Source organism: Bacillus sp. T17B1, from assembly GCF_026796395.1.
Classification (GTDB): domain Bacteria; phylum Bacillota; class Bacilli; order Bacillales; family Bacillaceae; genus Bacillus; species Bacillus spizizenii_A.
In genome coordinates, this window is record NZ_JALAYA010000014.1 from 14428 (window position 1) to 39420 (window position 24993).

A 24993-nucleotide genomic window follows, 5' to 3' on the forward strand; every position below is an offset into this window, starting at 1 on the left:
TTAGGCTTATGCACGAAAACTATTATATCATTTTAGCCGCTGTGATTGATAATTGCTTTTTAGCATCGTGATAAAAATTTCTTTATTTTTTGTATTCTCCATGAGAGGAGAATGAATGTAAGACAGCTTGCGCTTTAACGAGAAATCTTTTATATGGAGAATTGAAATTTCACGGTGAATCAAATCCTTATGCAGCACACTTCTGGATAGAACCGACAGCCCCATGCCGCTGATCACCGCTTCTTTTACCCCTTGATTGCTGCTGATGGTGAACATCGACTTCGGCCGCAGCCCGTTTGAGCTGAGCACATGATCGAGATATTCCCTCGTCCCGGAGCCTTTTTCCCTTGTCACCCATGCTTCGTTTTGCAAATCGCTGATCGGAATATCTCTTCGTCCTGCCAGCGGATGCTGATTGGGCGCTGCGATGCACATTTCATCTTCCATGAACGGTTCAATTTCCAGCTCGTTTTCGTTTGTATGTCCTTCAATCAGTCCGATATCAGCCTGAAGCATCCGCACACGCTCGCTGACCTCCTCTGTATTGCCAATCATGACATCGAGGTTCAGCTCTGGATACAGCTTTTGCAGCTGGGCCAAGAGCGGCGGAAGAATATACTCTCCGATCGTAAAGCTGGCAGCAATTTTCAATTCGCCTTTCACATAGTGATGATGCGCATAGATTTCAGCCTTTGCTTGCTCGTATAGAAATACCATTTGCTTTGCTCTTTGATATAAAATGTCTCCTGTCGGCGTTGTTGTAAAGTGTTTTGGCGATCGGTTCAGGAGGGCCGTTTGAAATTCTTTCTCAAGATTTTTGATATGCAGGCTGACGCTGGGCTGGGAAATCATCAGCTTTTCCGCCGCTTTTGTGAAGTTTTTTTCTTCTACTACCGCTATAAACGTTTTCAGGACGTCATAATACAAAAACCCCACCCCTGTCATTAATAAGATATATGGTTATGATCAGTTTTCTTTATTGTACTCATATCATCTGTCTTGGTAAAGAAGGCTATACGGAGACGCAAAAAAGGCAGCCCTCCGGAAGAGAGCTGCCATCGTCTTCATTTTTCTTACAGTGCTTGCACCGCTGTAATTAATGCGAGATTGTAAACATCTTCAGCGTTACATCCTCTTGAAAGGTCGTTTACAGGCATATTCAAACCTTGCAGGATTGGTCCTACCGCTTCAAAGTTACCCAAACGCTGAGCGATCTTGTAGCCGATGTTCCCTGCTTCAAGGCTTGGGAATACGAATACGTTAGCGTCCCCTTTGATCTCGGAATCCGGCGCTTTTTTCTCAGCTACAGATGGAACAAATGCAGCATCGAATTGGAATTCGCCGTCAAGTGTCAGTTCAGGCGCTTTTTCTTTCGCGATTTGCACCGCATCCGCTACTTTTTCTGTTTCGTCAGATTTTGCTGAGCCTTTTGTAGAAAAGCTTAGCATTGCGACGCGAGGCTCAATGTCGAACATTTTTGCCGTATTGGCACTTTCAATCGCAATCTCGGCAAGATCTTGGCTGTCAGGCGCAATGTTGATTGCGCAATCCGCGAATACGTATTGCTCTTCTCCGCGAGCCATAATGAACACGCCGGAAGTCTTTTTCACGCCTTCTTTTGTTTTGATGATTTGAAGAGCCGGGCGGACAGTGTCGGCAGTTGAATGAGCCGCTCCGCTTACAAGTCCGTGTGCAAGGCCTTTGTACACCAGCATTGTACCGAAGTAGTTCTCATCTAATAACGCTTTTCGAGCCTGTTCTTCTGTTGCTTTGCCTTTACGGCGTTCTACGAATGCTTGTACAAGGTCTTCCATGCCTTCATATGTATGAGGATCATAAATCTCAACGCCGTCTAGCGTCAGGTTCAGTTCTTTTGCTTTTGCTTGGATCTCATTTTCATTGCCGATCACAATCGGATTCAGCACTTTGTTTCCTGCAAGCTTGCTGACCGCTTCTAAAATACGCTCGTCTAAGCCTTCAGGAAATACAATTTTAATGTCTTTTCCAGCTACTTTTTCTTGCACTGTTGAAAATAAATCTGCCACAATAAAACCTCCTCAAAATGTTACAAAAACGCTTTCTTTTACTAGCATACTCTTCTTCCAATCAAATTCAAACAGCCAACTTTCATTATAGCGCTTTCATGAAAAAATCTTATTTTTCTAATTAATTTAAGCGGCTCATTCTTTCCTTATAGCTTCTCTTATTTTTATGAAGTTATACGAAAGAGATGTTCAAGGTTTCTCCACAGTAAAATCGGATAAACTATGATATAGTGAAGGCAATCATAAGTAAATAGATCATAGGAGTGAAGATAAATGAGTGAACAGCAAATGACCAATGAAGCGGCGAAAACGCTTGACGGCTGGTATGCGCTTCATGATTTTCGCACAATGGATTGGACTTCCTGGAAGCTGCTGTCCAGTGATGAGCGCCAATCGATCATACATGAATTCACAGGATTGCTTGAAAAATGGGGTATAGCCCAAAAAGAAGGAAAAGGATCACAGACCCTTTACAGCATCGTCGGCCAAAAAGCTGATTTTATGCTGATGATTCTTCGTCCTACAATGGAAGAATTAAATCAAATTGAGCTCGAATTCAATAAATCAAGACTTGCTGAGTTCACCATTCCGGCCTATTCCTACGTATCAGTGGTAGAGCTGAGCAACTACTTGGCAAGCGGTGACGGCGATCCTTATGAAAATCCGCACGTGCGTGCACGCCTTTACCCTGAACTGCCTGAGTCAAAATATGTATGCTTCTATCCAATGGATAAAAGAAGATCCGGCAATGACAACTGGTACATGCTTTCAATGGAAGAACGCAGAAACTTGATGAGAAGCCACGGCTTAATCGGCCGCAGCTATGCGGGTAAAGTCAAACAGATCATCACCGGCTCAGTCGGCTTTGACGATTACGAGTGGGGCGTTACATTATTCAGTGATGATGTGCTTCAATTCAAAAAGCTTGTGTATGAAATGCGTTTTGACGAAGTCAGCGCTCGCTATGGCGAATTCGGTTCATTCTTTGTCGGCAACCGCCTTTCGCTTGATACACTTCCTCAATTCCTATATGTATAATATCTCCTCCCGCCCAAACAGGCGGGAGTTTAATATATAGGCAATGTTACAATTAAACGGAATTTTTAGATTTATTCACTAACCTCGTAACAACTCCATCGGCTTTCTGCTCATACTTGCCATACTTTTTGTATGCGAATACACTGAGTGCAAATCCGAGCACTGTAATGGCGGCGCAAATCAACCCGACGGCTGCATACCCGTATCCTACATATACAGGCCCCATCAAAGCAGATCCTAGTGTCACAGCGAGATTCGAGGCAAGGCTGTAATACACCATGATTTTTCCGCGATGATGTTCTGAGCAGTCACTCAAAATGGTGCTAAGCAGTGTCACCGTCAAGCTTTGCATTACTCCCCAAATAAACAGGCTGACAATGAACAGAATCATTGAAGCCGGTGCATAAGCTAAACATGCCAACAGCACGCTGATGACCCCCAGTGCAATAAAAAGGGAGCGCATTTTTCCGATGCGATCAGCAATCTTTCCTGTAATAACGCTCATGGAAAACCCGATGCCGTAAATCATAATAAATAAGCTCGCAGCTGTATTTCCTCCGGTAAAGACGTCTTGGAGATAGGAGCCTAAAAATGAATACATACCGTAAAAACCAATCATATTACAAAAGGTTATCGTAATATAAACGGGTACTCGCGGGACTTTCAGCGCATCCCGGAATGTTCCAGCCGGCTCTTCTTTTTCTTCCTTGCCGCTGTTTTTATGTTCGGCATGACGGTGCATTTCAAGCAGGATCAGCAGCACAACCAGAACGCCCATCAAGGCGAAGATCCAAAATGTCCATCTCCAATGCAAGACGCCGCCGATAAATGATCCGATTGGCACACCGAAGATCAGTGCCAGCGACCAGCTTGATACAATCAGTCCCATCACCTTGCCCCGGTATGTATAAGGAACACGATCTCCTACAACTGCATAAGCGGTCGGCACAAACGCTCCCGCAGCCAACCCCGACAGCGCACGTCCTAAAAAGAAGAAAAAGATATTTTGAGCCAAAGCGCATATTACTGTTCCTATGATAAAGATGATAAGCCCTGCCATTAAACTCAGTTCTCTGGAGTATTTATCGCCTAAAGGAACCAGTAGCGGCGCACCGATAAAAATCATAACACCGTAAATACTGATAGATAACGCCAGGACACTGACATCTAAATGGAAGGCTTTTGCCAAATCCGGCAGCAACGGTGAGATCACAAGCTCTTCAGATCCGGCCGCAAATACCCCCATCGTTAAAGCCAGCGCTAACATTAGCGGAAAATGATGTTTTGTTTTGATGTCATTGTTTTGTTTGCTGTTCATTCTCGCTCCAACACCTCTTCCATAATCTTCATAAAGTTAAATTAATTCTAGCATTGTTTTTTCACATTTAGCATTTCGAATGAAATTTTTATTGTATTTAGTGTTTTCATTCAAATATTAAAATAGATTTCTATATTCCATTTAAAAACCACGACTGAATTTAATGGCACTAGGGAAAAAAGCCGATATCCTCCGATGATTGGATGAAATCGTAAAAAAGCTCTCCGGTTCTCCGGAGAGCTTTTCTATTGCGTACGCCTCGGCCGAAATCGTGCAGTTCGCTACAGAACCGTACGGTTTGTTTCTCTACATTAAAAAGCTTCGGACGTTGTTTTCGCCTGCATGTGAAGAATTAAATAATCCGGGCCGCCTGCTTTTGAGTCTGTTCCGGACATATTAAAACCGCCGAACGGCTGATAGCCTACAATCGCCCCGGTACAGCCTCTGTTGAAATATAGGTTCCCGACATGGAAATCCTCACGCGCCCGTTCAATGTGCGCGCGATTTTTTGTCAGCAGAGCGCCTGTTAATCCGTATTCCGTGTTATTGGCAATCTCCAGCATATGATCAAAATCACGCGCTTTGCAGATCGCAACAACCGGGCCAAAAATTTCTTCTTGCATCAAGCGGGCGTTTTCATCAACATCTGCAAAAATCGTCGGCTGAATAAAGTAGCCTTTTGAATCATCGCCTTCACCGCCGGACAACAGCTTGCCTTCAGATTTGCCGATTTCAATATATGACATGACTTTATTGTAGGACGCTTCATGAATCACGGGACCCATATACGTATTAGGATCTTCCGGATTGCCGACAGCCAGCGATTTCGTCAGCGCCACAGCTTTTTCCACTACTTCATCATATACATCCTGATGGATGACTGCGCGGGAACCTGCTGAACACTTCTGACCTGAATATCCAAACGCTGAATACACGATAGAAGACGCAGCAAGATCAAGATCAGCGTCCTTGTCGACAAGCACTGTGTCTTTTCCGCCCATCTCAGCAATTACCCGCTTCAGCCATTTTTGTCCAGGCTGCACTTTGGCGGCACGCTCATAAATCCGGCAGCCGACTGCACGTGAACCTGTAAATGAGACAAACCGTGTTTTCGGATGTTCCACTAAGAAATCACCGATCTCCGCTCCATCTCCCGGGATGTAATTCAAGACGCCGTTTGGCAAGCCCGCTTCCTCCATGACCTCGACAAATTTTGCAGCTACTACCGGGGCTGCGTCTGCCGGTTTTAAGAGAATTGTATTTCCTGTCACAATTGCAGCCGCCGCTGTACCAGCCATAATCGCAAGCGGGAAATTAAATGGAGAAATGACGATGCCGACGCCAAGCGCTTCGTAATGGTATTGATTGAACTCGCCTGCACGGCTCTTCACCGGAGCTCCTTCCTTGAGGCTTAACATTTGCCGCGCGTAGAACTCTAAAAAGTCTATCGCTTCAGCTGTATCCGCATCAGCTTCCTTCCACGGTTTTCCCGCTTCCTTTACAAGATAGCCTGAAAATTCATGCTTTCTTTTACGCAAAATAGCAGCTGCCTTGAAGAGGATATTCGCGCGGTGCTCCGGTCTTTGTTTTTTCCAAGATTCAAATGCCTGCAATGCGGCTTGCATCGCTTTTTCAGCAAGCTCTTGATCCGCTGTAGACGCGTACCCAACAATCTCTTCTTTATTTGCCGGGTTAATGGAAACAATTTTGCGATCCGTTTCTATTTTTTCTCCATTTATGATTAGCGGATAATGCTTGCCGAGCTGAGTGTTTACAAATGCCAATGACTCTTGAAATGCTGTTTTATTCTTTACCTCCGTAAAATCAGTAAATGGTTCGTGCGCGTATGATACTGTCATATGTAGTCCCCCTCATGGTCATGAAATATGTTTTCTTATATAAAAATGCAAGAATCATGCCGTTTTTTGTCTTTTGCTGAAAAAACTTGTTGAATCGAACGGTAATTGATCTCATAGTCCACACCTTTCTCTTTCTACGATAATGAAACGCAAATTTTATTTGCAGGTCTCACTCTTCCCGGATAGGTTAAGCGCAAAATTTTTTTGCGCCAGAAGAGAATATCTCCCCCTCTAAATTTAAACCCATCCGCGGAAACGTGATGCTTCTGCCGATTTTCTGATGCCGGTCATGTAAGCCGCCAAACGCATATCGACTTTATGTGTTGCTGCTGTCTGATAAATGGTTTCGAACGAATTGACCATGACATTCCTCAGTTTTTCTGCGACCTCTTCTTCTGGCCAATAATATCCCTGGTTGTTTTGCACCCATTCAAAATAAGAAACCGTGACGCCGCCAGCACTCGCCAGGATATCAGGCACGAGGAGCACGCCTCTTTCATTCAGGATCTTAGTGGCATCAATGGTTGTCGGTCCATTCGCTGCTTCGACGATGATTGACGCTTGAATGTTATGTGCGTTTTTGGCTGTGATTTGATTGGCGATTGCCGCAGGCACTAAAATATCGCAATCCTTTTCAAGCAGCTCCTCATTCGTGATGACGTCTGTAAATAAGTTGGTAACCATGCCGAAGCTGTCCCGCTTATCGAGCAAATAAGGAATATCAAGGCCGTCCGGGTTGTAGAGCCCGCCATTGGCATCCGAGATCCCGACCACCTTCGCGCCCGCATCGTGCATGAATTTGGCAAGAAAACTTCCCGCGTTTCCAAAACCCTGTATGATGATCCGCGCGTTTTGCAGCTTGATTCCTTTTTTCTTAACCGCCTCTTCAATACAAATCGTGACACCCTGTGCCGTTGCAGTTTCCCGGCCTTGCGATCCGCCTAAAACAAGCGGTTTTCCTGTAATAAAGCCCGGAGAGTCGAATTCCCGCAGCCGGCTGTACTCATCCATCATCCACGCCATAATTTGCGAGTTGGTGTAGACATCGGGAGCCGGAATATCCTTTGTCGGGCCGACGATCTGGCTGATGGCACGGACATATCCCCTGCTCAGCCTTTCCAGTTCTCCAAATGACATTATGCGCGGATCACAAATAATACCGCCCTTTCCGCCGCCGTAAGGAAGATTGGCAATTCCGCACTTGAGCGTCATCCAAATGGATAATGCCTTGACTTCCTCTTCATTGACTTCAGGATGAAAACGCACGCCTCCCTTTGTCGGGCCGACCGCATCATTGTGCTGCGACCGGTAGCCTGTGAACACTTTGACGCTGCCGTTATCCATTTTTACCGGGATGCGGACAGTGAGCATTCTCTGAGGCTCTTTCATAAGTTCAAACATATCGCCCGGATAGCCAAGTTTCCGAAGGGCTTCCTTAATGATCGTTTGGGTAGACAGAAATAAGTTAAGACCTTCTTTTTCCTCATCTTTCTTGACTTGCTTTGCTGACATCTTTTTTCACCTCATTGTTTTTCTGACCGGCCTTAAATATAAGCGCTTTAAAAAATATCCGGCCAATTCCTTTCTTCATTGGATTCATCCTTATAATCATGCAAGATCCGTACCAGTTTTTTTAATCAACAAAAAAAGAGACTGAAAACATCTCAGTCTCTGATCACATCTATTTATTAACGAGGCTCAATTACCAGCTGCGTTTCAGCATTAAAACTGCCGATTCCCAACCCGTTTACCACATCGCCTTTAATCGTGTAAGTGCCTGCACGCGGAAGCGTTTTGCGCACCATGACGAGATCAAATTCTGTTGCGCCTAACAAATCAAGCGTAAGTGGGAGTCTGACTGTTTTTCCATTGTTTAATATCTGTGTTTCTTTCAGTGTTCTTCCATTCACTGAATCTCTTGTCGTTGCATGAAACCCGTCAGGAAAACGAAATTCTACCGCTCCTAGAGAAAGCACCGCATTTGGTTTATATGTTACTTCAATATCAGAAGTGGTCCACTCTTTTGTGCTGTTGATCGTTTTAGCCTCAATCGATGCAGACTGCGCATGAGCTTGGCCTGAAGGCAGCAAGATTGATAGTAAGACAGCTGAACTGATGAATAATGAAGATACAAATGAAGTTCTTTTTAACATAACATTTCCCCCTCAATTCATTGTCGGTATTGGCCAGAGCGTCCTCTGCAGAAAAAGTGTTTTGCTGTCATTCGCGAATTATCTTACTTCTTCTTCAAGATCAATCTATCATCATTTTCCATGGAAGTAAATGTTTTTTAGGATATTAACACTTGCGATTCTTTAAGAATTTCATCCTAGTTATACAAGATTCGAATGGACAATTTACTCTTTTACTAGTCACATCCACCTGTTGACTTCTTCCGTTTATCCTATTTTGAAAAAAGGGACAAAAAAAGCGAAGATGCCTCCGCTCTTCGATTGACCACGTTTCTTCTTTATCTAAATTCTGTATTCCAGTTAAAACCGATCGTCTCATCATTCCACGGAATTCTTTTTTCATCAGGCTGATCCGGATTATACGACATGGTGGTGAAGTAGATAATCGTCAGCGGTGTTTCTCCCAGCACTCTGTACCCGTGGGCGACCCCTTTTGGGATCAGTAACAGCATCGGATTGTCTTCGCCCATATAATAGACGTCAGTTTCTCCTTTTGTCTTTGAGTCCTTACGCAAATCGTAAAGGACAACCTGGGCGTGGCCGGTTGGGAAAAACCAGAGATCATCCTGCTTCTCATGATAATGAAATGCTTTAATTACACCCGGATAGCTTTTCGACCAAGAGGCCTGCCCGAAATGCTCAAGAAGATTCTCATCATCCCGAACCAGTTCAGCAAAAAAGCCCCTGTCGTCACTATGCTTCGTCAATTTTTTCACCTTGACTCCTTCAATCACGCGCACTGCTCCTCTCCTGCAAATACTCCCGTAGTGCTTCCCGCCAATGGCGAGGGCGAATGCCGGCTTCTTCAATGGCTCGATGGCTTAGCACAGAGTAAGCCGGACGGGGCGTTTTATTTCCGTATTCTTCAGTCGTGACAGGCAAGATGACTGTGTCCAGTCCGCTTTCTTCCATAATGGCCTTCGCAAATTCATACCAGCTGCATACGCCTGAATTGCTGACATGATAGATGCCCGGCGGATGGCTGAACAGTTTGATAACCACTTCTGCTAAATCCTTCGTATAAGTCGGCGAACCTATTTGATCGCTTACAACCCTCAGCTCTTGTTTCGTTTCAGCAAGTCTCAGCATGGTCTGAACGAAATTGCTGCCGCCATGTCCGTACACCCACGATGTTCTGATAATCGTGCTGTCTTTTGTTGCTAATCGAATCAGTTCTTCTCCGAGCTTTTTGCTTTTGCCGTAGATGGTGTTCGGATCGAGCGCATCGTCTTCCCTGTATGGCTGGGTACCTTTCCCGTCAAATACATAGTCCGTGCTGATATGAATATATTGAGCGCCGATGCGGGTTGCCTCCAGCGCTGTATAATAAGCGCCGATTCCGTTAATCGAGTACGCTAAATCAAGTTCTGTCTCGCATTTATCAACCGACGTAAACGCGGCCGTATTGACCACGATATCCGGCTGATAATGGCCGAACGAATGCCGTACTGAGCGCTGGTCAGCAATGTTCATCATCTTCTTTGTTAACGCAATGACCTCATACCCGGCTTGCTTCAGCTGGCGGCACAGTTCCAGGCCAAGCTGTCCTCCCGCACCAGTCACCAACACCTTTGTCAATCAGATCACCTTCTCATCGGTCATTGTCTGTATACCAGCGAATCGTACGTTCAATGCCTTCTTCAAACGGCACTTCCTGCCGCCAGCCCAGTTCGTTTTTCAGCTTTGATGCATTGATCGCATAGCGCCGGTCATGCCCTTTTCGGTCTTCCACGTGGGCGAACAATTCCTCACAGCCCAGATGCTTCATGATGATGCTCGCCAGCTCTTTATTCGTGCGTTCATTTCCGCCGCCGATGTTATACACCTCACCGTCGGTTCCTTTTTCTAAAATCAGCTTGATGGCGCGGCAATGGTCCTCCGCAAACAACCAGTCTCGGATCTGATGCCCATCACCGTACAGCGGAACCGGTAGACCTTGCTTCGCATGTCGGATAATCGTCGGAATCATTTTTTCGCTGTGCTGGTAGGGGCCGTAATTGTTGCTGCATCTTGTAATAATGGCCGGAAGCTTGTGGGTTTTCACATACGATAACACGAGCAAATCAGAGCTTGCTTTGCTGGCAGAGTATGGGTTATTAGGAGAAAGCGGCGTCGTTTCAGTAAATGCGGGATCATCCGCTTCTAAATCTCCGTACACCTCATCTGTTGAAATATGAATCAGCTTCTTGGCTTTTCCCTGCAAGACCGCTTCCGCCAATCGGTATGTCCCCATGACATTTGTGGTGATAAACGGCTCCGCTTGGGAAATGCTTCTGTCCACATGCGATTCCGCAGCGAAGTGAATCACGCCGTCATAGATCTCATCAAACGCCCGATCGATATCCTCCTGAACGCTGATATCCCCTTTTACAAAGCGAAATCGGCTGTTTGCCTTTAGTTTTTCCATTTCCTCCGGGTGGCTGGCGTACGTCAATTTATCTAAAACGGTAATGCGTGCATCCGTTTCCTTCAGCATGAGCTTTGTAAACGTGAGCCCGATGAAGCCGGCCCCGCCCGTAATTAAATATGATTTTGCCATCACTTTTCGTCCTGTCCCTTCTGTAGAGCCTGATGTACAAGCTGAGAGGCGAGATGAAGCGATTCGTGAGTTCCTGCATCGACCCACCAGCCTGATAACACATCATACGTAAGCTGGCTGTTTTCGATGTATAGATTATTCACATCGGTAATTTCCAGCTCTCCGCGCTTCGACGGTGATATTTGTTCAATATACGAAAATACTTCCGCATCATACATATAAATGCCGGTTACACAAAGGTTGGTCGTCGGGTGTGCGGGCTTCTCGATAATAGAACGAATCCGCTTGTTTTTCTCATCAATCTCAGCAATCCCGAAGCGTTCCGGATCATCAACTTCTTTCAGCAGCACCTTTGCTCCTTTTCCCTGCTGTTCAAAACGCTCCTTAAAAGGCTTTAATGAATCTTCGAATATATTATCACCTAATAATAAAATGAAAGGCTCTTTTTTCGTAAAGCGTTTTGCATAAGACAGCCCATCCGAAATGCCTGATGCGGCTGGCTGAACCTGATAAGTGATTGTGACGCCAAGCTCTTCCCCGTCCCCAAGCAGTTTATAAAATTGCGGCATATGCTCTTTTTGGCTAATGAGCAAAATATCATTTATACCGGCTTCCTCCAGCTTCATGACCGACCAGTAAATCATCGGATAAGGGCCTACAGGAAGCAAATGCTTGTTAACGGCCTTGGTTAAGGGCATAAGGCGTGAGCCGTTTCCACCGGCTAAAATAACACCTTTCACATTAACACTTCCTTACATGTTTTTTATATCTTGATCATACAAATCTTTAAGAATCGCTGATACCCGCTTGATGCCTTTGCCATCCACGAGCGGCCTTCCTGCCTTGTGTAAAGAAAGGCGAAGAGGATAACTGCTGATGATCCGTGATATCTGATAGGTAAGCGTTTCATTCGATACAAGCTCTCCCAAGCCAAGATCAAGAGCGGCGCCTAGCTCAGCAAATGTTTTGGCTGTTGCCGTTTGGTGCTCAACCTGAGAAAGAACTAGGCACGGCACGCCGATGCAGATGGCTTCGTACAGGGAGATGCCGCCGGCGACAATGGCTGCATCCGCTTGTTTCAACATACCCGCCATATCATTAGTTTGCCCGATCACCGTGTACTGCGGCTTCTTTTGAATCTGCCTTCGAACCGCGTCCTGATGCGGTGAAGCGCTCCCCATCACAAACATCATGTTTTTGTCTTTCATGGCGGGGACATGGCCGGCTGCAGCCAACACTTTAAAAACTAGCTGCTTCGGATCACTTCCTCCTAATGCAACAACGATATTGCGGCATTTTCTCTTAAGTGTGTAATCATTTCTTGCGGTTTGGAAGGCGGGGTGAAGAATAAGATAATCCGGCCCCTCATAGATGCGGGTGTTTCCCTGATCGTACACCCTGCTTCTGATATCGCCGTAAATTCCGTTGATGACTGCGTCACTTTGTTGAATCGCTTTGGCGTTTTTCTCTTCAAAAAGTACAATTTTTGCATCTGTTTCCGCCTTTATTTTCTTTAACAGCTCAACGGGTGCGCCTAGAATATCAAACAAAAGCAGATCAAGTTTCTTGCTTTTTATTTCCCGGAGAATAAATTCGTGCTGCTGCAGCTCTGGCTTTACGATGACATTCCAATGCTCTTCATGAAGGAATGGTTCAGACTCCTGATTCGTGTAAAACGTAATCAAGCCGCACTGTTTGAGTTCATCAGCAAGTCTCTTCATCCGGACAACATGGCCCATGCCCTTTTCATAACCCCCGTCTGCGACAATCCCAATATGCATGGCTATTCAGCCTTTCGTTCGTTTGCCGCATCAGGATTACGGTTCAGGAGGCTAATGAGCTCTGAGGCGGATACATCAGGGCGCTCGCCTGCTTTTTGATAAAGGGCCTTTATCGATTCATAGTCTGTATCAATGGTCAGTCGGTATTGAGGGCCGCGAAATGGTTCCGGTGCCTCTAAAAACTGAACGCGATAAAGATCTGGATGATCCCTTACATATAACGTGACATGCTCCTGATATTGATCCTCCAACGCCTGAATGCGGCTGATGTCTGTTATCAGCTTGGCGCTGACCGCTTCGCCACAAATCCCTAACGGGGTATTCAAAATATACGTATAATCCGCTCCTTGTTGATTAAGATGCGCCTTCATCATCATATCGAGAAGCTCCGGATCAACAAACGGATTTTCACCTATCAACCGGATGAAAACTGTCGGTTTGACAGCCTCAATGACCTTCACAAACCTGTCGAGAACACGTTCCTCGCTGCCGCGAAAAACGCGAAAGCCATGTTTAATACAGTGTGCCTCTAATATGTCGTCAGTTTCTATATCGGACGTGGCGATGACAAGATTATCTTGATCCATTTGATAAAACGCGCTTTGCCGGACACGGTGAACGATTATATCGAGTAAGCGATTGGATCCGAGCCGACGCAGCACTTTTCCCGGAAGCCGTGTAGAACCCATTCTGGCTTGAATGATAAAGAGAATGTCATTCATGAAACGGGCTGTCTTTCAATAAAATGTCATCCCAAACAATGCCTGTGTCGACCGGAATGTCTCTTACAGCCCGAACGCCGCCGGTCAGCAGCTCAAAAAATCTCGGGTGCATCCCCTGCGGCTTTTGCCCGGGGCGAAGCACTGCAATATTGTCTTCACTAAAAGCTTCACCTTTTTGAATCGGAGCCGTTGTAAAAATTCCTCTGTATGCAAAACTTCGAATTTCTCCTTCGATGGCGGTCGTTGTTTTGTATGAACTGCCAAGCAGTTTTTCAGAAACCGGCTTCCTGATTCCTTGTTTCATCTCGGCCTCTGTTTTCCTGATGCTTTCGACCATTTCTTTCAATTCATCCGGATTTAACGCAAACGAGTGGTCGGCGCCCGGCAGGTTTTTATCAATCGTAAAATGCTTTTCTATCAGTCTTGCTCCGAGCCGAACCGCGGCACACGGCGCTTCTGTCGGATGCTCGCTATGATCAGAGAAGCCGATTACCGCCTCAGGAAAAGCGGCGGCAAGCATCGGAATGACGCTGAGGTTGCTGTACTCCACCGGTGCAGGGTATTTCGCCACACAATGCATAATGGCAATTTGATCGTTGCCCTCCGCCCTGATGGTGCTCCAAGCTTCGTGAATGTCAGAAATTTCCGCTCCGGCTGTCGAGAATATCATCGGCCTGTTCATACGGGCGACATATTTGAGCAGCGGAAGATGGTTAATTTCATAGGATGCGATTTTAAAAGCGCTCGGCGAGGTGGACTGAAGCAGGTCGGCTGACCCTTCGTCACATACTGTGCTTAAAAAAATCACCTGCTTTTCGCGGCAGTAATCCAATAGCGGTGAAATCCACTCAGCCGGCATTTCCATTGATTGCACTAAAGAAAAAATAGAGACATCCTTACCCGCCGCTGTTTTGTACAAACCAGGATCTTTCTGGTACATCTTATCAGCCTGGAACATTTGAAATTTCACAGCATCCGCTCCAGCTTCTGCTGCTGCATCAATCAGCGCAAATGCCTGATCAAGCTTTCCATCATGATTAATTCCCGCCTCGGCAATAATAAATACAGGCGCGTCTTTGCCTAGAGTTTTATCCGCGATCTGAAACTCTGCCATTATTTCGCCTCCTTGCCCGGCCAAATATGATAATAATAATATGATTGTTCAGCGGTGAAGCCCATTCTTTCATAAAGGCGGATCGCCCTTACATTGTGAAGCTGCGTCCCCGCTGTTACCGTTTTATGCTTCTGGGTCTCTGGTTGTTCTATGAAATTCGCCAATAAATGAAACGCGATACGTTTTCCTTCAAATCCCGGCTTCACAGCCATCAAATCGAGAATACATTCATCTTCTCTTAATAAGCCCTGAAGATAGCCGATGACCTCGCCATTATGCTTAGCGGCAATGTTTATAGCCGCCCTTCCATTCAGGTTGTTTCGTGTCCACTCCTGAAAAATTTTGTTTGCTGCTTCATTGCTGAGATGAGGATCTTGAAAATATCTGCTTTTTGTAAACGAGTCTCGGGCCAGCTCACATATCGCTTCTGTGTCTCCAGGCTCAGGCGGGCCCAGTTCAAAAAACGGCGCTGTTTTATCATAAAAAGACGGGGGCTTCGCCAGCTTCAGCAAACTGCCGACAAAGTAAGAGGATGGCTGCTGCTGTATCACATGCGTGGCTCTGATATCTTCAGCCGGAACACGAACAAAGATAAAATCCGTTTCATCCATTTGGCGCACAGAATAAAAAGCTTCAAACAGACTCTTCAGCTGCCCGGCGCTGTTTGCCGCAAGAAGTTTGACGTTCATAACTTTCTTCTGAAGCATCTGGCTTTCCCACAAAGAATTTTCGTAAAGCAAGACGCCTTGGAGCCTGCTGTTTTCAAAAAGGCCGAGAGAAAATTGATACGGAACGTCCAGTGTAAGCTGCCTGCTTTGGAGAAAATTCTCAATCTCCTCTTTGGCGACATTTTCTTTTACCGTGTACACTTAACCAGCCCCTTTTACAATATCCCGCACAGCTTCAATGACATCATCTACATCCTCGTCGGACATTGATGGATAGAGCGGGAGCGACAGGGTTCGTTTATAATAATTCATGGAAATCGGAAAGTCCTTTTCCTTAAATCCGAATTGCTTTTGATAATACGGATGAACGTGTACCGGAATAAAATGAACGCTTGTGCCGATATTGTATACATCCTTTAATGCCGTAATCATTTCGCTGCGCGTGACACCGGCCTGTTTTGCATCAACTTGCAGAACATATAAATGCCAGGCGTGCCTGCCGTCATCATGAACAAACGGTGTGATCAGCCCCGGTATCTGCTGAAAAGCGGCTTGGTAATGGGCGGCAATCTCTTCTCTCCGTTTCTGCATATCATCCAGCCGTTTCAGCTGATGAAGTCCGAGAGCAGCCTGCAAATCAAACATGTTCATCTTATAGCCGGGCGATTCGACTTCATAATACCAGCTGCCATTTGAAGAATAACGGTTCCATGCGGTTTTGCTCATGCCGTGAAGGCTCAGCACCCGGATGTTATTGGCAAGCTCCTCATCGTCTGTCGTCAGCATGCCGCCTTCCCCTGTCGCCAGGTTTTTAGTGGCGTAAAAGCTGAATGCCGTCGCGTCCCCGAGAGAACCGATCATTCTTTGCTTATACGTCGTATACACAGCATGGGCCGCATCCTCCAGCACGAATAAGCCATGCGTTTGGGCAATTGCCAAGATCGTATCCATATCACAGGACTGCCCGCCGAAGTGAACGGGCACAACTGCTTTCGTACGCGGTGTGACGGCCGCCTCAAGCTTTGCCGGGTCAATATTGAGCGTGTTTTCGTCAATGTCCGCAAACACAGGCGTTGCTCCTGTATGAATAATCGTATTGGCGGTCGAGCTGAACGTAAGCGGAGAGGTAATGACCTCGTCACCCGGCCCGATTCCTTTTGCTTTCAAAGCCAAAAATAAAGCAGCGGTACATGAATTCAGCGCCACGGCGTGCTTCGCCCCGACAAACGCGGCAAATTCTTTTTCAAACTGCTGAACCTTCGGGCCTTTGGAGAGCCATCCCGATTCAAGCGTTGCTGTAACCTCCTGAATTTCTTCCTTTCCGATTAGTGGCAATGAGTAAGGAAGAAAATGATTTCTCTTCTGCACCATTTCTTTGCGCTCCTATCATTTTATTCAGTATCTTCCCGCCTGTAATCAACCCCTGTTTTGGCTTTCAGTTCAGTAAATAAAGCGTTTGTTGATTCTGCCACCGGATAATTGGCTTTTGTGAATGCCAGACGCGCCTCTTCTGCTTTTTTATGCACGGCGGGACTTCGAAGAACCTCAATCAATGTGCGCACCAGTTCATCTGGCTGATCAAACATAAAATCACCAAGAGATTCATAATACGAATATGTGCGGTTTCCGGATGATTTCCCAATTAGCACAGGCTTTTGAAACAGCATGGCTTCAAGTCCGACCGTTGAGGTTTGCGTCACTGCAACGTCAGCATACGGCAGCAAATCATACAGATCCAGCTCTTTTGTGATGACCCTGCATGCTTTATGTTTTTTCGCCGCAGCGTGATACTGATCAAGCTTGTTTTTTCCAATCTCCCAAGGATGAGGTTTGATGATAATTTGCAGCTGCTTTTGATTGGAAAGTCCTTTTAGCACATCGGTATAGAAATTTTCTGAAGCAGGCTGGGTCGCAATGAGAACGATTTTTTTTGACGGATGAAATCCAAGTTTTCGATAGAACATGAACATATCCATAGGGGGCTTATTAAAAATCTGATCGAAGCGGGGATGTCCCGTTACGAGAATTTGCTCAGGCTTACAGCCCTTTTGTTTGAACCATTCCGCTTCATAAGCGCCAAACACAGCCTGGTAAGTTGTAAATATAGGCAAAAAGGCTTCATCGCCCATCAGCGCCCCATGCTGGAGACAAATACTGACTGCCCCCCTTCTTCTACACATGAGAGCAAGCACCCGGCTGTAAATGTCTTCTGTCGTTCCGACGACAACAGCAGAAATCTTCTCTTTGGCAAACAAGGCTTCGACCGCATCAATGGCTTCCATAAATAAAGGAATATCCTTGCAAAGCCGATCACGAAACGCCTGATCTCCGAATGCCGGATGATCGTCAAATGCGGATAAAATTGACATGGCCTTTTTAACATAAGGCTTCGGATCGCCTTTTTGGCCTGACTCTGCAAGATCACGCTTACAGATGACAGGCAGCCCGCAATAATCCGGCAGGCTCCATTTTGCCAAGACCGCTGTTTTCCCCGGATTAAATTGCTGGTAATTTTCAGTTGAAAAACGCAGGTAATCAAAGTGCAAAATGACTTTTCCCTTAACAGGTTTGTCATTTGTTTTACCGATATTTTGTATTTTTTCTTCAAAAAACGGTTGAATCTGCTCTTCATCAATATACTGGTCCACCGCTCCGAATAACTCTGGCTCTTCTTCCATCATTACCCTCAGCTCAGGGCTGATGTATTGATAAAAATTACTGATAAGTCCAAGTGGAATCTCCTTGTAGCGCAGTCTGTCAAAAAGCTCTACATACTTCCGGTACAGCACCCAATAATTGCTTAAATAGGCCGACAAGCTCTCACCTCATCCCAAGCTTTTTTAATGATTCACGCAGCTCGCGGCAATTGCGCTGCGGAGGAAGGTTCCGGACGAATTCATTTTTTTCTGCTTCAAACAGCTGAAAGTGAATCGATTGGTCGGTAATATAATTCAGATCAAGCTCCTCTGCAAGCGGATAAAACGGATAAAAATGATTGACCCTCCAAAAGAACCGGGCATCACCGATCCGGTAAAACGCCGGGCTTTCATCCCAATACGAGCCAAACTTCTCCTTTACCTTCTCAAGCACAGAACACCTATGCATCACCGAGCAATGATCGATGGCGCACGGCGCGTTCCATGTCACTTGAGCGGCAGGTCTGGCAGTTTCTTTTACAATGCCGCCATTCTCGTTTAAATGATAGGTTTTGGAGGCTGAGTAAATCACAGCCTTTTCAGGATGGGCATCGAGCTCTCGCACCATTTTCAGGAGCCGGTCCGGCATATAGATGTTGTCATCCGTTGCATAAGTGATATATTCACCTTCCGCCATCTCAAGTGCCTGATTGATCAGCGCCGCGTACCTCGTTTTTTCCGTTCTTTCCTTTACTCCAGATACATCACTTTGATAAAAACGCACTCGGTTATCATTCAAAAAAGGACGGATGACATTCAGCGTCTCTTCATTGGAGTTGTCATCCATAATAAACAATTCAAAATCTGAAAACGTTTGTGAGAGTATGCTAGAAATGGACTTTGCCACATAATCGCTTTTGTTAAAGCTTGTCATAATGACTGATACTTTCGGCAAACCCTACACCTCCTTCTTGAAACTTCACACCTGAACCTAACGTATCTTATGTTGCTTATGCGCAAGTTGCGCTAGGGGTACAAACCAATATCGAAAAGTTTGTGTATGTCTAAATAAGAAACAGCAGCTGCCTGGATCAAAACCTGTGCCGTCTGCTGCTCTTTTTCCGCATATTCCAAGCATCTGCCTCATAAGGTGAAAGAGATAAAAATCGCACCAGCGACTAAGATCGTTTTCTATCGGAGGTGAGTCATCGCGGAGCGTTCATCTATACATCCGGAACATGTTTTGATTGGTTTTCATAAAAAGGAGGAACGATATGAAACCGAAAAAAAATCAGTATCAGCCAATGCAGGGATTTGATAATATCCAGGGGTATCAGCCTCAGTACGGCGCCAATCCGTACCCGCAGCAAGGCCAAGGCGGACAAATGCAGATGATGGGGATGCAGCCAATGATGCCCATGCAGCAGGGGCAGCAAGGACAACAAGGACAACAAGGACAGCAGGGCTTCGGCTTCCCGGGCCAGCAGCAGGGCGGCGGGTTTCAAATTCCCTCGGGCCCGACATCATCAGCGCCGGGCCAAAACGTTCCCGGCATGCTGCCTGTTGAGGAATCTTACATTGAGAATATTTTACGCCTAAACCGGGGAAAAACGGCCACCATTTATATGACATTTGAAAACAGCAAAGAATGGGGCTCGAAGATCTTTCGCGGCGTCATTGAGGCTGCGGGACGGGATCACATTATCCTCAGCGACCCGAAATCAGGAACACGCTATCTGCTACTGACAATCTACCTCGATTACGTTACATTTGATGAAGAAATTGCGTATACGTATCCATACTCCATGTCTTCCTATTCGCCAAGATAAAGAAAAAGCCAATCACTCATATCATGAGGATTGGCTTTTTTGTTTATAGATATTTGACGGCTGCGACAACGATCATAATCCAAGAAATAATAAACGCCACACCGCCGAGCGGGGTAATAGCCCCAAGAATGGAGACTTGCGTCACACTAAGAATATATAAGCTTCCGGAAAACAGCACAATTCCCGCGAACATCAGCCAGCCAGCTGTCGTGATACTGCCGATGCCGGATAATTTATCGGCAAGAAACGCGACAACGAAAAGTCCAAGGGCATGATACATATGATACTGCACGCCTGTGTGCCAAACCTGAAGATATTTATCAGGAATTTTCCCTTCTAATCCGTGAGCGCCAAATGCACCGAGTCCCACGGCAAGCAGAGCGTTAATGGCTCCTAGTATGATAAAAACTTTCATCTGTCTCTCCCGCCTTTTCGTTAAACTCATATTATTTATCTTATCGCAGCTGTACTAAAATTCAACGTTTGTTCCCCGATGACACGAGATTGTCGGATTTTCTTCTGCGCCAAAGCTGAAACTGGTCTGCTGCTATCGCAGCAAGCGTCCCTAATACGAGCCCGTTGCTTAACAAAGAAATACATACCGGATGCAATCCCTTTAATGCAGTTTCAGGAACAAACATGATACCGACCCCTGTTAGCAGCGAGATGCCGATTACAGACCGCACCCTTTTCAGTTCTGCTTTCTCATATGAATCAAATTCTGCAAAGGCCAGACCTCCCATGGCGGAGAACACAACAAAGTTTACCGCAAATCCAACGGGTGACGGAAGGCTCGCAAACGCATTCATAAAAAACGGGATCACGCTGATCACGACAACCAATATACTGCCAATCATAAACGGTTTTTTAGAAGACATTTTCGTCGTCTCAATAAAACCTGCGGCTCCCGAAATCGGAACCGGGGCAATGGCTCCAGTCAAACCGCTCAGCAGATGGCTGAATGAGGCGGCAAAACCGGCATGTCGTTCATGATGCCGTTCATCCGGCTGTTTGCCGAATTTTTTCACAGCGATGTTCACAACCTTCATGCTCGCCAGCATATTTACGATCAGCAAGATGGTAATAAAAATGGATGTAATGATCAGTCCGCTGTTAAATACCGGGGTGCCAAAAGGAAACAGAGAAGGCAGCTGAAACAAACGATCCGGCAATTCAATCGGCTTTGCCGCTCCGGCAGCCGCAAACAGCACCCACCCGCCAAACAGGGCCAATAGAATGGAATACTGCTTGAAAAACATGATGTTCGAATTTGTCATTATAAAGGCAGCAGCAACAACAACAAGTGCCAAGCCAAAAACAAGACCGTCCACACTGTCCTTACGATAGCCGATTCCGAGAATCCCTTTTATGATGGGCTGACTCAGCTGCATCACAAGCAGCAATAAATAGACGCCAGTTACAACCGGGGTAAACAAGGCGGCAAGCCGGTCAATGACCTTGAAGACACTTAACAAAAAGAAACATACAGCGCTTACAAGAAGAGCGCCCTGCAAACCGCGCAGTGTGTCCCCATATGTCGCAAACACAGTTCCCGTCAGCCCGGCGTAAATTGTATACACTCCCCACCACAAGCCCGCGGGGCTTTCATTGATCGGCAGTCTGTGGCCTTTCACACACTGAATGACGGCGGCAATTCCCAGGACAAAAAAAGTGCTTTGGATCAATCTCGCAGAATCAGAGTGATTCAGATGAAACGACTGGGCAACCGCCACCGGAACAACAATCGCCGCAGCAATGATAAACGCTGTCCATTGCAGCGCACCAAGAACCAATTTCACGTAGCTCAACCTTTCTCATTAAAAATCAAATAGAGACTCTCCGTTTCCGTCCTCTTCCTGCTTCTCTTTTTCCTGCTTTCGATATTTGTTTAATCCCGCGCTTCCCATCATTTTTTCCATCATCAGCTGGTCTGCTGATGGCGGTGCGGCAGGACTCGGCGTGCTGCTTGGCTGTATGCGGGGCGCGCTCGCGGTCTCCGGCTGATCCAGCACGACGTCACACAAAGAACGGACAACTGCTACGTAACGCTTCAGCTCCTCATCCCGTTCAGCTGTCTTTGCCTTTTTCAGCTCCTCTTCCATCTTTTGAATCAAAGCAGATATATGAATGTTCATCAAGAACCCTCCAAAAAATAAATGTCGTCTTCCTGCATTTTATCAAATTCCTGCCCCAAGCGCAGATAAGAGTTTGTTATTTTTTCTGACAAACCTTACGCATTTGACAAGCAGAAGAGATTTTTCACATAATAAATCACCATACCTTACAAAAAAGGAGCGACGGAATGAACAGCATCCCCATTATCGTCAGCAAGCATAAAGCCTATTTTGCCGCGGGGCATACGAGACCGCTTGAATCGAGACTGGATATTTTGCAAAAGCTGAAACAAGCGATTAAAACACATGAAGCCGATTTAACAGCCGCTCTCTATCAGGATCTCCACAAATCTGAACAGGAGGCGTACACGACAGAAATTGGAATTGTGTTGGAGGAAATCAGCTTTGTGATGAAACGGCTGGGGAAATGGATCAGACCGAAACGAGTCAAAACGCCGCTGACTCATCTAGGCTCCAAAAGCATCATCATCCCTGAGCCGTATGGAACCGTTTTGGTGATTGCACCTTGGAATTATCCCCTGCAGCTGGCGCTATCTCCCTTGATTGGAGCTATTGCCGCCGGGAACACGGTCGTTATCAAACCTTCAGAATATACGCCGGCTGTTTCGGCCGTTCTTTCCAAGCTCATTAGCAGCGTTTTTCCGAATGATTATGTCGCTATGGCGGAAGGCGGGCCTGACGTCAGCACAGCATTATTACAGCAGCCCTTTGACTATATTTTCTTTACCGGCAGCGTTGCCGTGGGAAAAATCGTCATGGAGGCTGCCGCCAAACAATTAATTCCCGTTACCTTGGAGCTCGGCGGCAAAAGCCCGTGCATTGTCCATAGGGATGCTGACATACGGCTTGCCGCCAAACGCATTATCTTCGGGAAATTCACGAATGCAGGACAAACCTGCATCGCACCGGATTATTTATTTGTCCACGAAGACGTCAAAAACAAGCTCATAGAAGAAATGAAACGTGCAATCATTACATTTTACGGCCCTCAGCCCGAACGTAATCCGCAGTACGGCAAAATCGTCAGTGAGCGCCACTATCAGCGGCTGCTCAACTTTCTGAATGATGGCGTCCCGCTCACAGGCGGACAGTTTGATTCTGAACACTACAAAATAGCGCCGACGATTCTTGAGCAAGTGAAGGATGACTCTTCAGTAATGCAGGAGGAGATTTTCGGGCCGATTCTTCCACTCTTTACATACAGCGATATCAGCGAAGTCATTGAGAAAGTCCAATCACGCCCAAAGCCGCTCGCTCTGTATGTCTTCACCACACATAAAGAAATCGAGCGGGCAGTTTTAGAAAACCTGTCGTTTGGCGGAGGCTGTGTCAATGATACATTAATGCACGTCGCGACACCGTATTTGCCATTCGGCGGCGTCGGAGAAAGCGGCATCGGCAGCTATCACGGGTTTGACAGTTTCAACACATTTACGCACAAAAAAAGCGTCGTCAAACAAACGAACCGCTTCGACTTCTCATTTCGTTATCCTTCCTCCAAAAACGGGCTGAGAATGATTCGGAAAGTACTTAAATAAAAAGCGCAGAACACCTGCGCTTTTTTTTACAAATCTGGTATACACCAATCAATCGGGGCCTTTCCCATTTTCTCCAAGCACGCATTCGCCCGGGAGAACGGCCTGCTCCCGAAAAATCCGTTTCTTGCAGAGAACGGGCTGGGATGCGTAGATTCAATGATAAAATGTTTGGACGTGTTGATCCGTTCTTTTTTCATTTGAGCATGCCGCCCCCACAAAATAAAGACAACCGGCCGCTCTCTTTCATTCAGAACATCAATAACCCTGTCCGTCAGATGCTCCCAGCCTTTTCCCTTATGGGAATTCGCCTGTCCGCACCTTACTGTCAGCACAGTATTCAGCAATAGAACCCCTTGTTTTGCCCAGCTGACAAGCGATCCGTGATTCGGGATGCTGCAACCGATGTCCTGCTGCAGCTCCAGAAAGATATTTTTTAATGAAGGCGGCTGCTTCACACCCGGCTTTACGGAGAAGCTTAAACCTTGAGCCTGTCCCGGCCCGTGATACGGATCTTGGCCGAGAATGACGACCTTGACATCATCGTACGGGGTATAATGCAGCGCATTAAAAATATCCCGGCTGTCCGGATAAATCGTTTGCTCCGCGTATTCCCTCTTCAGCATTTCTCTAAGCTCATGATAATATGGTTTTTCAAACTCTTCCTTCAGCTGATTCCACCAGCTGTCCTGTAAAAGCTGTTTCAAGGTTCAGGCCTCCCTCACGAACGATGAAGTCTGGAATAGACAGGTTCGCCATCCCAAACGATCTCACTTTGTGCTTCCCGTCTTTTCATCTCAGGCTCTTCAAGCAGGACGGCAAAGTTTTTCGTCGGCAGTTCCCCGAGTCCGTGCTTTTCACTTAAACGATCCAAATATTGTTTCCGTTTAGCGCCAAGGTCCGCGGACTGATTGTCTCCCGCGTCACTGAATGCATAAATCACACTCGCACAAGGGACACGCTTTACCCGGTACTCCTTCGCCGCGCGCAAATAAAAATCCCAATCCCAATAATTGTGCACATCAGCATCGAAATACCCGATTTCATCATGCAGAAAACGTCTGTACATGCTGCCCGACGGCACGTATGTAGAGAACACTCTCATATCCTCGTAGTCAGCGGTATAAGCAAACAGCTTCCGCGAAACTGGATATCTTGTTCCATTTTTCTCTTCAAACGAGACAATTTCCGCATCAGAATGAACAAAATCTGCCGTTTCTATTTCCTTCGCCATTCTCTCCACATGCCCCGGTGTAAAGAAATCATCGTCATCACAAAGCATAATGCAATCGCCAGATGCCTCTTTTACACCAGCATTTCTCGCAGCCACATGCCCCGAGTTCTTTTCTAAATTGATGACGGCAATCGGAAGCTCCCGATACAGTGCTTTGACCGGCACGACCGATTCCCCGGCATCATTTACAATAATAATTTCATACGGCTTCAAGGTCTGCTGCGAAATCGACTCCAGAAGCTCACACAAAGCCGGAATCCGATTATAGGTCACAATTACAATAGAAATTTTCATGATGCTCTCCTTCTCATTTTCATAGTCATGTACTATTAAAACATATATTGAACA

Annotated in this window: 25 protein-coding genes; 3 read left to right on the plus strand and 22 right to left on the minus strand. The window is 46.2% G+C overall.

Annotated features, from left to right (window positions below; all coding sequences use genetic code 11):
* Positions 1-27: 27 nt before the first annotated feature.
* On the minus strand, positions 28-927 hold the full coding sequence (cysL, locus tag MOF34_RS07915; RefSeq protein ID WP_019716093.1) for a cysJI operon transcriptional regulator CysL: 900 nt from the start codon (positions 925-927) through the stop codon (positions 28-30).
* Positions 928-1073: 146 nt separating this feature from the next.
* Entirely contained in the window at positions 1074-2045 is a 972-nt protein-coding gene (gene pta / locus MOF34_RS07920; protein ID WP_268399635.1) for a phosphate acetyltransferase, read from the minus strand.
* 273 nt (positions 2046-2318) lie between these two features.
* Between pta and hemQ the strand changes: the two genes are divergently transcribed.
* The gene (hemQ, locus tag MOF34_RS07925; RefSeq protein WP_041906304.1) at positions 2319-3083 is read left to right on the plus strand and encodes a hydrogen peroxide-dependent heme synthase; all 765 of its coding nucleotides are present in this window, start codon (positions 2319-2321) and stop codon (positions 3081-3083) included.
* Between the two features lie 52 nt (positions 3084-3135).
* On the opposite strand, the gene MOF34_RS07930 is transcribed toward hemQ, so the two are convergent.
* The 15 genes from MOF34_RS07930 to spsA all read right to left on the minus strand — a co-directional run bounded on the left by MOF34_RS07930 (position 3136) and on the right by spsA (position 18867).
* Positions 3136-4401, minus strand: a complete 1266-nt coding sequence (locus tag MOF34_RS07930; protein ID WP_268399636.1) for an MFS transporter — start codon at positions 4399-4401, stop codon at positions 3136-3138.
* A gap of 311 nt (positions 4402-4712) precedes the next feature.
* Entirely contained in the window at positions 4713-6260 is a 1548-nt protein-coding gene (gene pruA, locus MOF34_RS07935) for an L-glutamate gamma-semialdehyde dehydrogenase (RefSeq protein WP_268399638.1), read from the minus strand.
* A gap of 237 nt (positions 6261-6497) precedes the next feature.
* Positions 6498-7772, minus strand: a complete 1275-nt coding sequence (gene rocG, locus MOF34_RS07940; protein WP_019716098.1) for a glutamate dehydrogenase — start codon at positions 7770-7772, stop codon at positions 6498-6500.
* Positions 7773-7948: 176 nt separating this feature from the next.
* Complete coding sequence (bslB, locus tag MOF34_RS07945; protein ID WP_019716100.1) at positions 7949-8413, minus strand: biofilm surface layer hydrophobin BslB; 465 nt, start codon at positions 8411-8413, stop codon at positions 7949-7951.
* 317 nt (positions 8414-8730) lie between these two features.
* Complete coding sequence (locus MOF34_RS07950) at positions 8731-9186, minus strand: dTDP-4-dehydrorhamnose 3,5-epimerase family protein (protein WP_019716101.1); 456 nt, start codon at positions 9184-9186, stop codon at positions 8731-8733.
* Entirely contained in the window at positions 9179-10030 is an 852-nt protein-coding gene (gene rfbD, locus MOF34_RS07955) for a dTDP-4-dehydrorhamnose reductase (protein WP_019716102.1), read from the minus strand. Before rfbD ends, MOF34_RS07950 begins: the two co-directional genes overlap by 8 nt.
* A 13-nt stretch (positions 10031-10043) precedes the next feature.
* The gene (gene rfbB / locus MOF34_RS07960) at positions 10044-10991 is read right to left on the minus strand and encodes a dTDP-glucose 4,6-dehydratase (protein WP_268399642.1); all 948 of its coding nucleotides are present in this window, start codon (positions 10989-10991) and stop codon (positions 10044-10046) included.
* Positions 10991-11731 (minus strand): sugar phosphate nucleotidyltransferase, encoded by a 741-nt coding sequence (locus MOF34_RS07965; protein ID WP_019716104.1) that lies wholly within the window; start codon positions 11729-11731, stop codon positions 10991-10993. Before MOF34_RS07965 ends, rfbB begins: the two co-directional genes overlap by 1 nt.
* A 12-nt stretch (positions 11732-11743) precedes the next feature.
* Positions 11744-12772, minus strand: a complete 1029-nt coding sequence (locus MOF34_RS07970; RefSeq protein WP_268399645.1) for a PseG/SpsG family protein — start codon at positions 12770-12772, stop codon at positions 11744-11746.
* Positions 12773-12774: 2 nt separating this feature from the next.
* On the minus strand, positions 12775-13494 hold the full coding sequence (locus MOF34_RS07975) for a cytidylyltransferase domain-containing protein (protein WP_268399646.1): 720 nt from the start codon (positions 13492-13494) through the stop codon (positions 12775-12777).
* Entirely contained in the window at positions 13487-14608 is a 1122-nt protein-coding gene (locus MOF34_RS07980; protein WP_019716107.1) for an N-acetylneuraminate synthase family protein, read from the minus strand. The genes MOF34_RS07975 and MOF34_RS07980 overlap by 8 nt, the downstream gene beginning before the upstream one ends.
* Positions 14608-15477: a GNAT family N-acetyltransferase gene (locus MOF34_RS07985; RefSeq protein WP_268399649.1), complete on the minus strand. Its 870-nt coding sequence runs from the start codon at positions 15475-15477 to the stop codon at positions 14608-14610. Before MOF34_RS07985 ends, MOF34_RS07980 begins: the two co-directional genes overlap by 1 nt.
* Positions 15478-16647, minus strand: a complete 1170-nt coding sequence (locus MOF34_RS07990; protein WP_268399651.1) for a DegT/DnrJ/EryC1/StrS family aminotransferase — start codon at positions 16645-16647, stop codon at positions 15478-15480. It abuts the gene before it with no gap.
* Between the two features lie 20 nt (positions 16648-16667).
* Positions 16668-18092 carry a CDP-glycerol glycerophosphotransferase family protein gene (locus MOF34_RS07995; protein WP_268399652.1) on the minus strand — a complete coding sequence of 475 codons (1425 nt, stop codon included), beginning with the start codon at positions 18090-18092 and terminating at the stop codon, positions 16668-16670.
* Positions 18093-18096: 4 nt separating this feature from the next.
* Positions 18097-18867, minus strand: coding sequence for a spore coat dTDP-glycosyltransferase SpsA (gene spsA, locus MOF34_RS08000; protein ID WP_268399653.1), 771 nt, complete (start codon positions 18865-18867; stop codon positions 18097-18099).
* Positions 18868-19186: 319 nt separating this feature from the next.
* Here spsA and gerQ point away from each other — a divergent pair, with 319 nt between their 5' ends.
* On the plus strand, positions 19187-19741 hold the full coding sequence (gerQ, locus tag MOF34_RS08005) for a spore coat protein GerQ (protein ID WP_268399655.1): 555 nt from the start codon (positions 19187-19189) through the stop codon (positions 19739-19741).
* 43 nt (positions 19742-19784) lie between these two features.
* On the opposite strand, the gene MOF34_RS08010 is transcribed toward gerQ, so the two are convergent.
* From MOF34_RS08010 to MOF34_RS08020, 3 genes are all read right to left on the minus strand, one after another.
* On the minus strand, positions 19785-20156 hold the full coding sequence (locus MOF34_RS08010; RefSeq protein ID WP_268399656.1) for a DUF423 domain-containing protein: 372 nt from the start codon (positions 20154-20156) through the stop codon (positions 19785-19787).
* Positions 20157-20217: 61 nt separating this feature from the next.
* Positions 20218-21540 carry a purine/pyrimidine permease gene (locus MOF34_RS08015; protein ID WP_268399657.1) on the minus strand — a complete coding sequence of 441 codons (1323 nt, stop codon included), beginning with the start codon at positions 21538-21540 and terminating at the stop codon, positions 20218-20220.
* 18 nt (positions 21541-21558) lie between these two features.
* Positions 21559-21876, minus strand: a complete 318-nt coding sequence (locus MOF34_RS08020) for a YwdI family protein (protein WP_029317140.1) — start codon at positions 21874-21876, stop codon at positions 21559-21561.
* A gap of 167 nt (positions 21877-22043) precedes the next feature.
* On the opposite strand from MOF34_RS08020, the gene MOF34_RS08025 reads away from it, so the two are divergent.
* Positions 22044-23414 (plus strand): aldehyde dehydrogenase, encoded by a 1371-nt coding sequence (locus MOF34_RS08025; protein ID WP_268399658.1) that lies wholly within the window; start codon positions 22044-22046, stop codon positions 23412-23414.
* Between the two features lie 26 nt (positions 23415-23440).
* Here MOF34_RS08025 and MOF34_RS08030 read toward each other — a convergent pair whose 3' ends face one another.
* Positions 23441-24118 carry a uracil-DNA glycosylase gene (locus MOF34_RS08030; RefSeq protein WP_268399660.1) on the minus strand — a complete coding sequence of 226 codons (678 nt, stop codon included), beginning with the start codon at positions 24116-24118 and terminating at the stop codon, positions 23441-23443.
* Positions 24119-24132: 14 nt separating this feature from the next.
* Entirely contained in the window at positions 24133-24939 is an 807-nt protein-coding gene (locus MOF34_RS08035) for a glycosyltransferase family 2 protein (protein WP_019716117.1), read from the minus strand.
* Positions 24940-24993 lie beyond the last annotated feature (54 nt).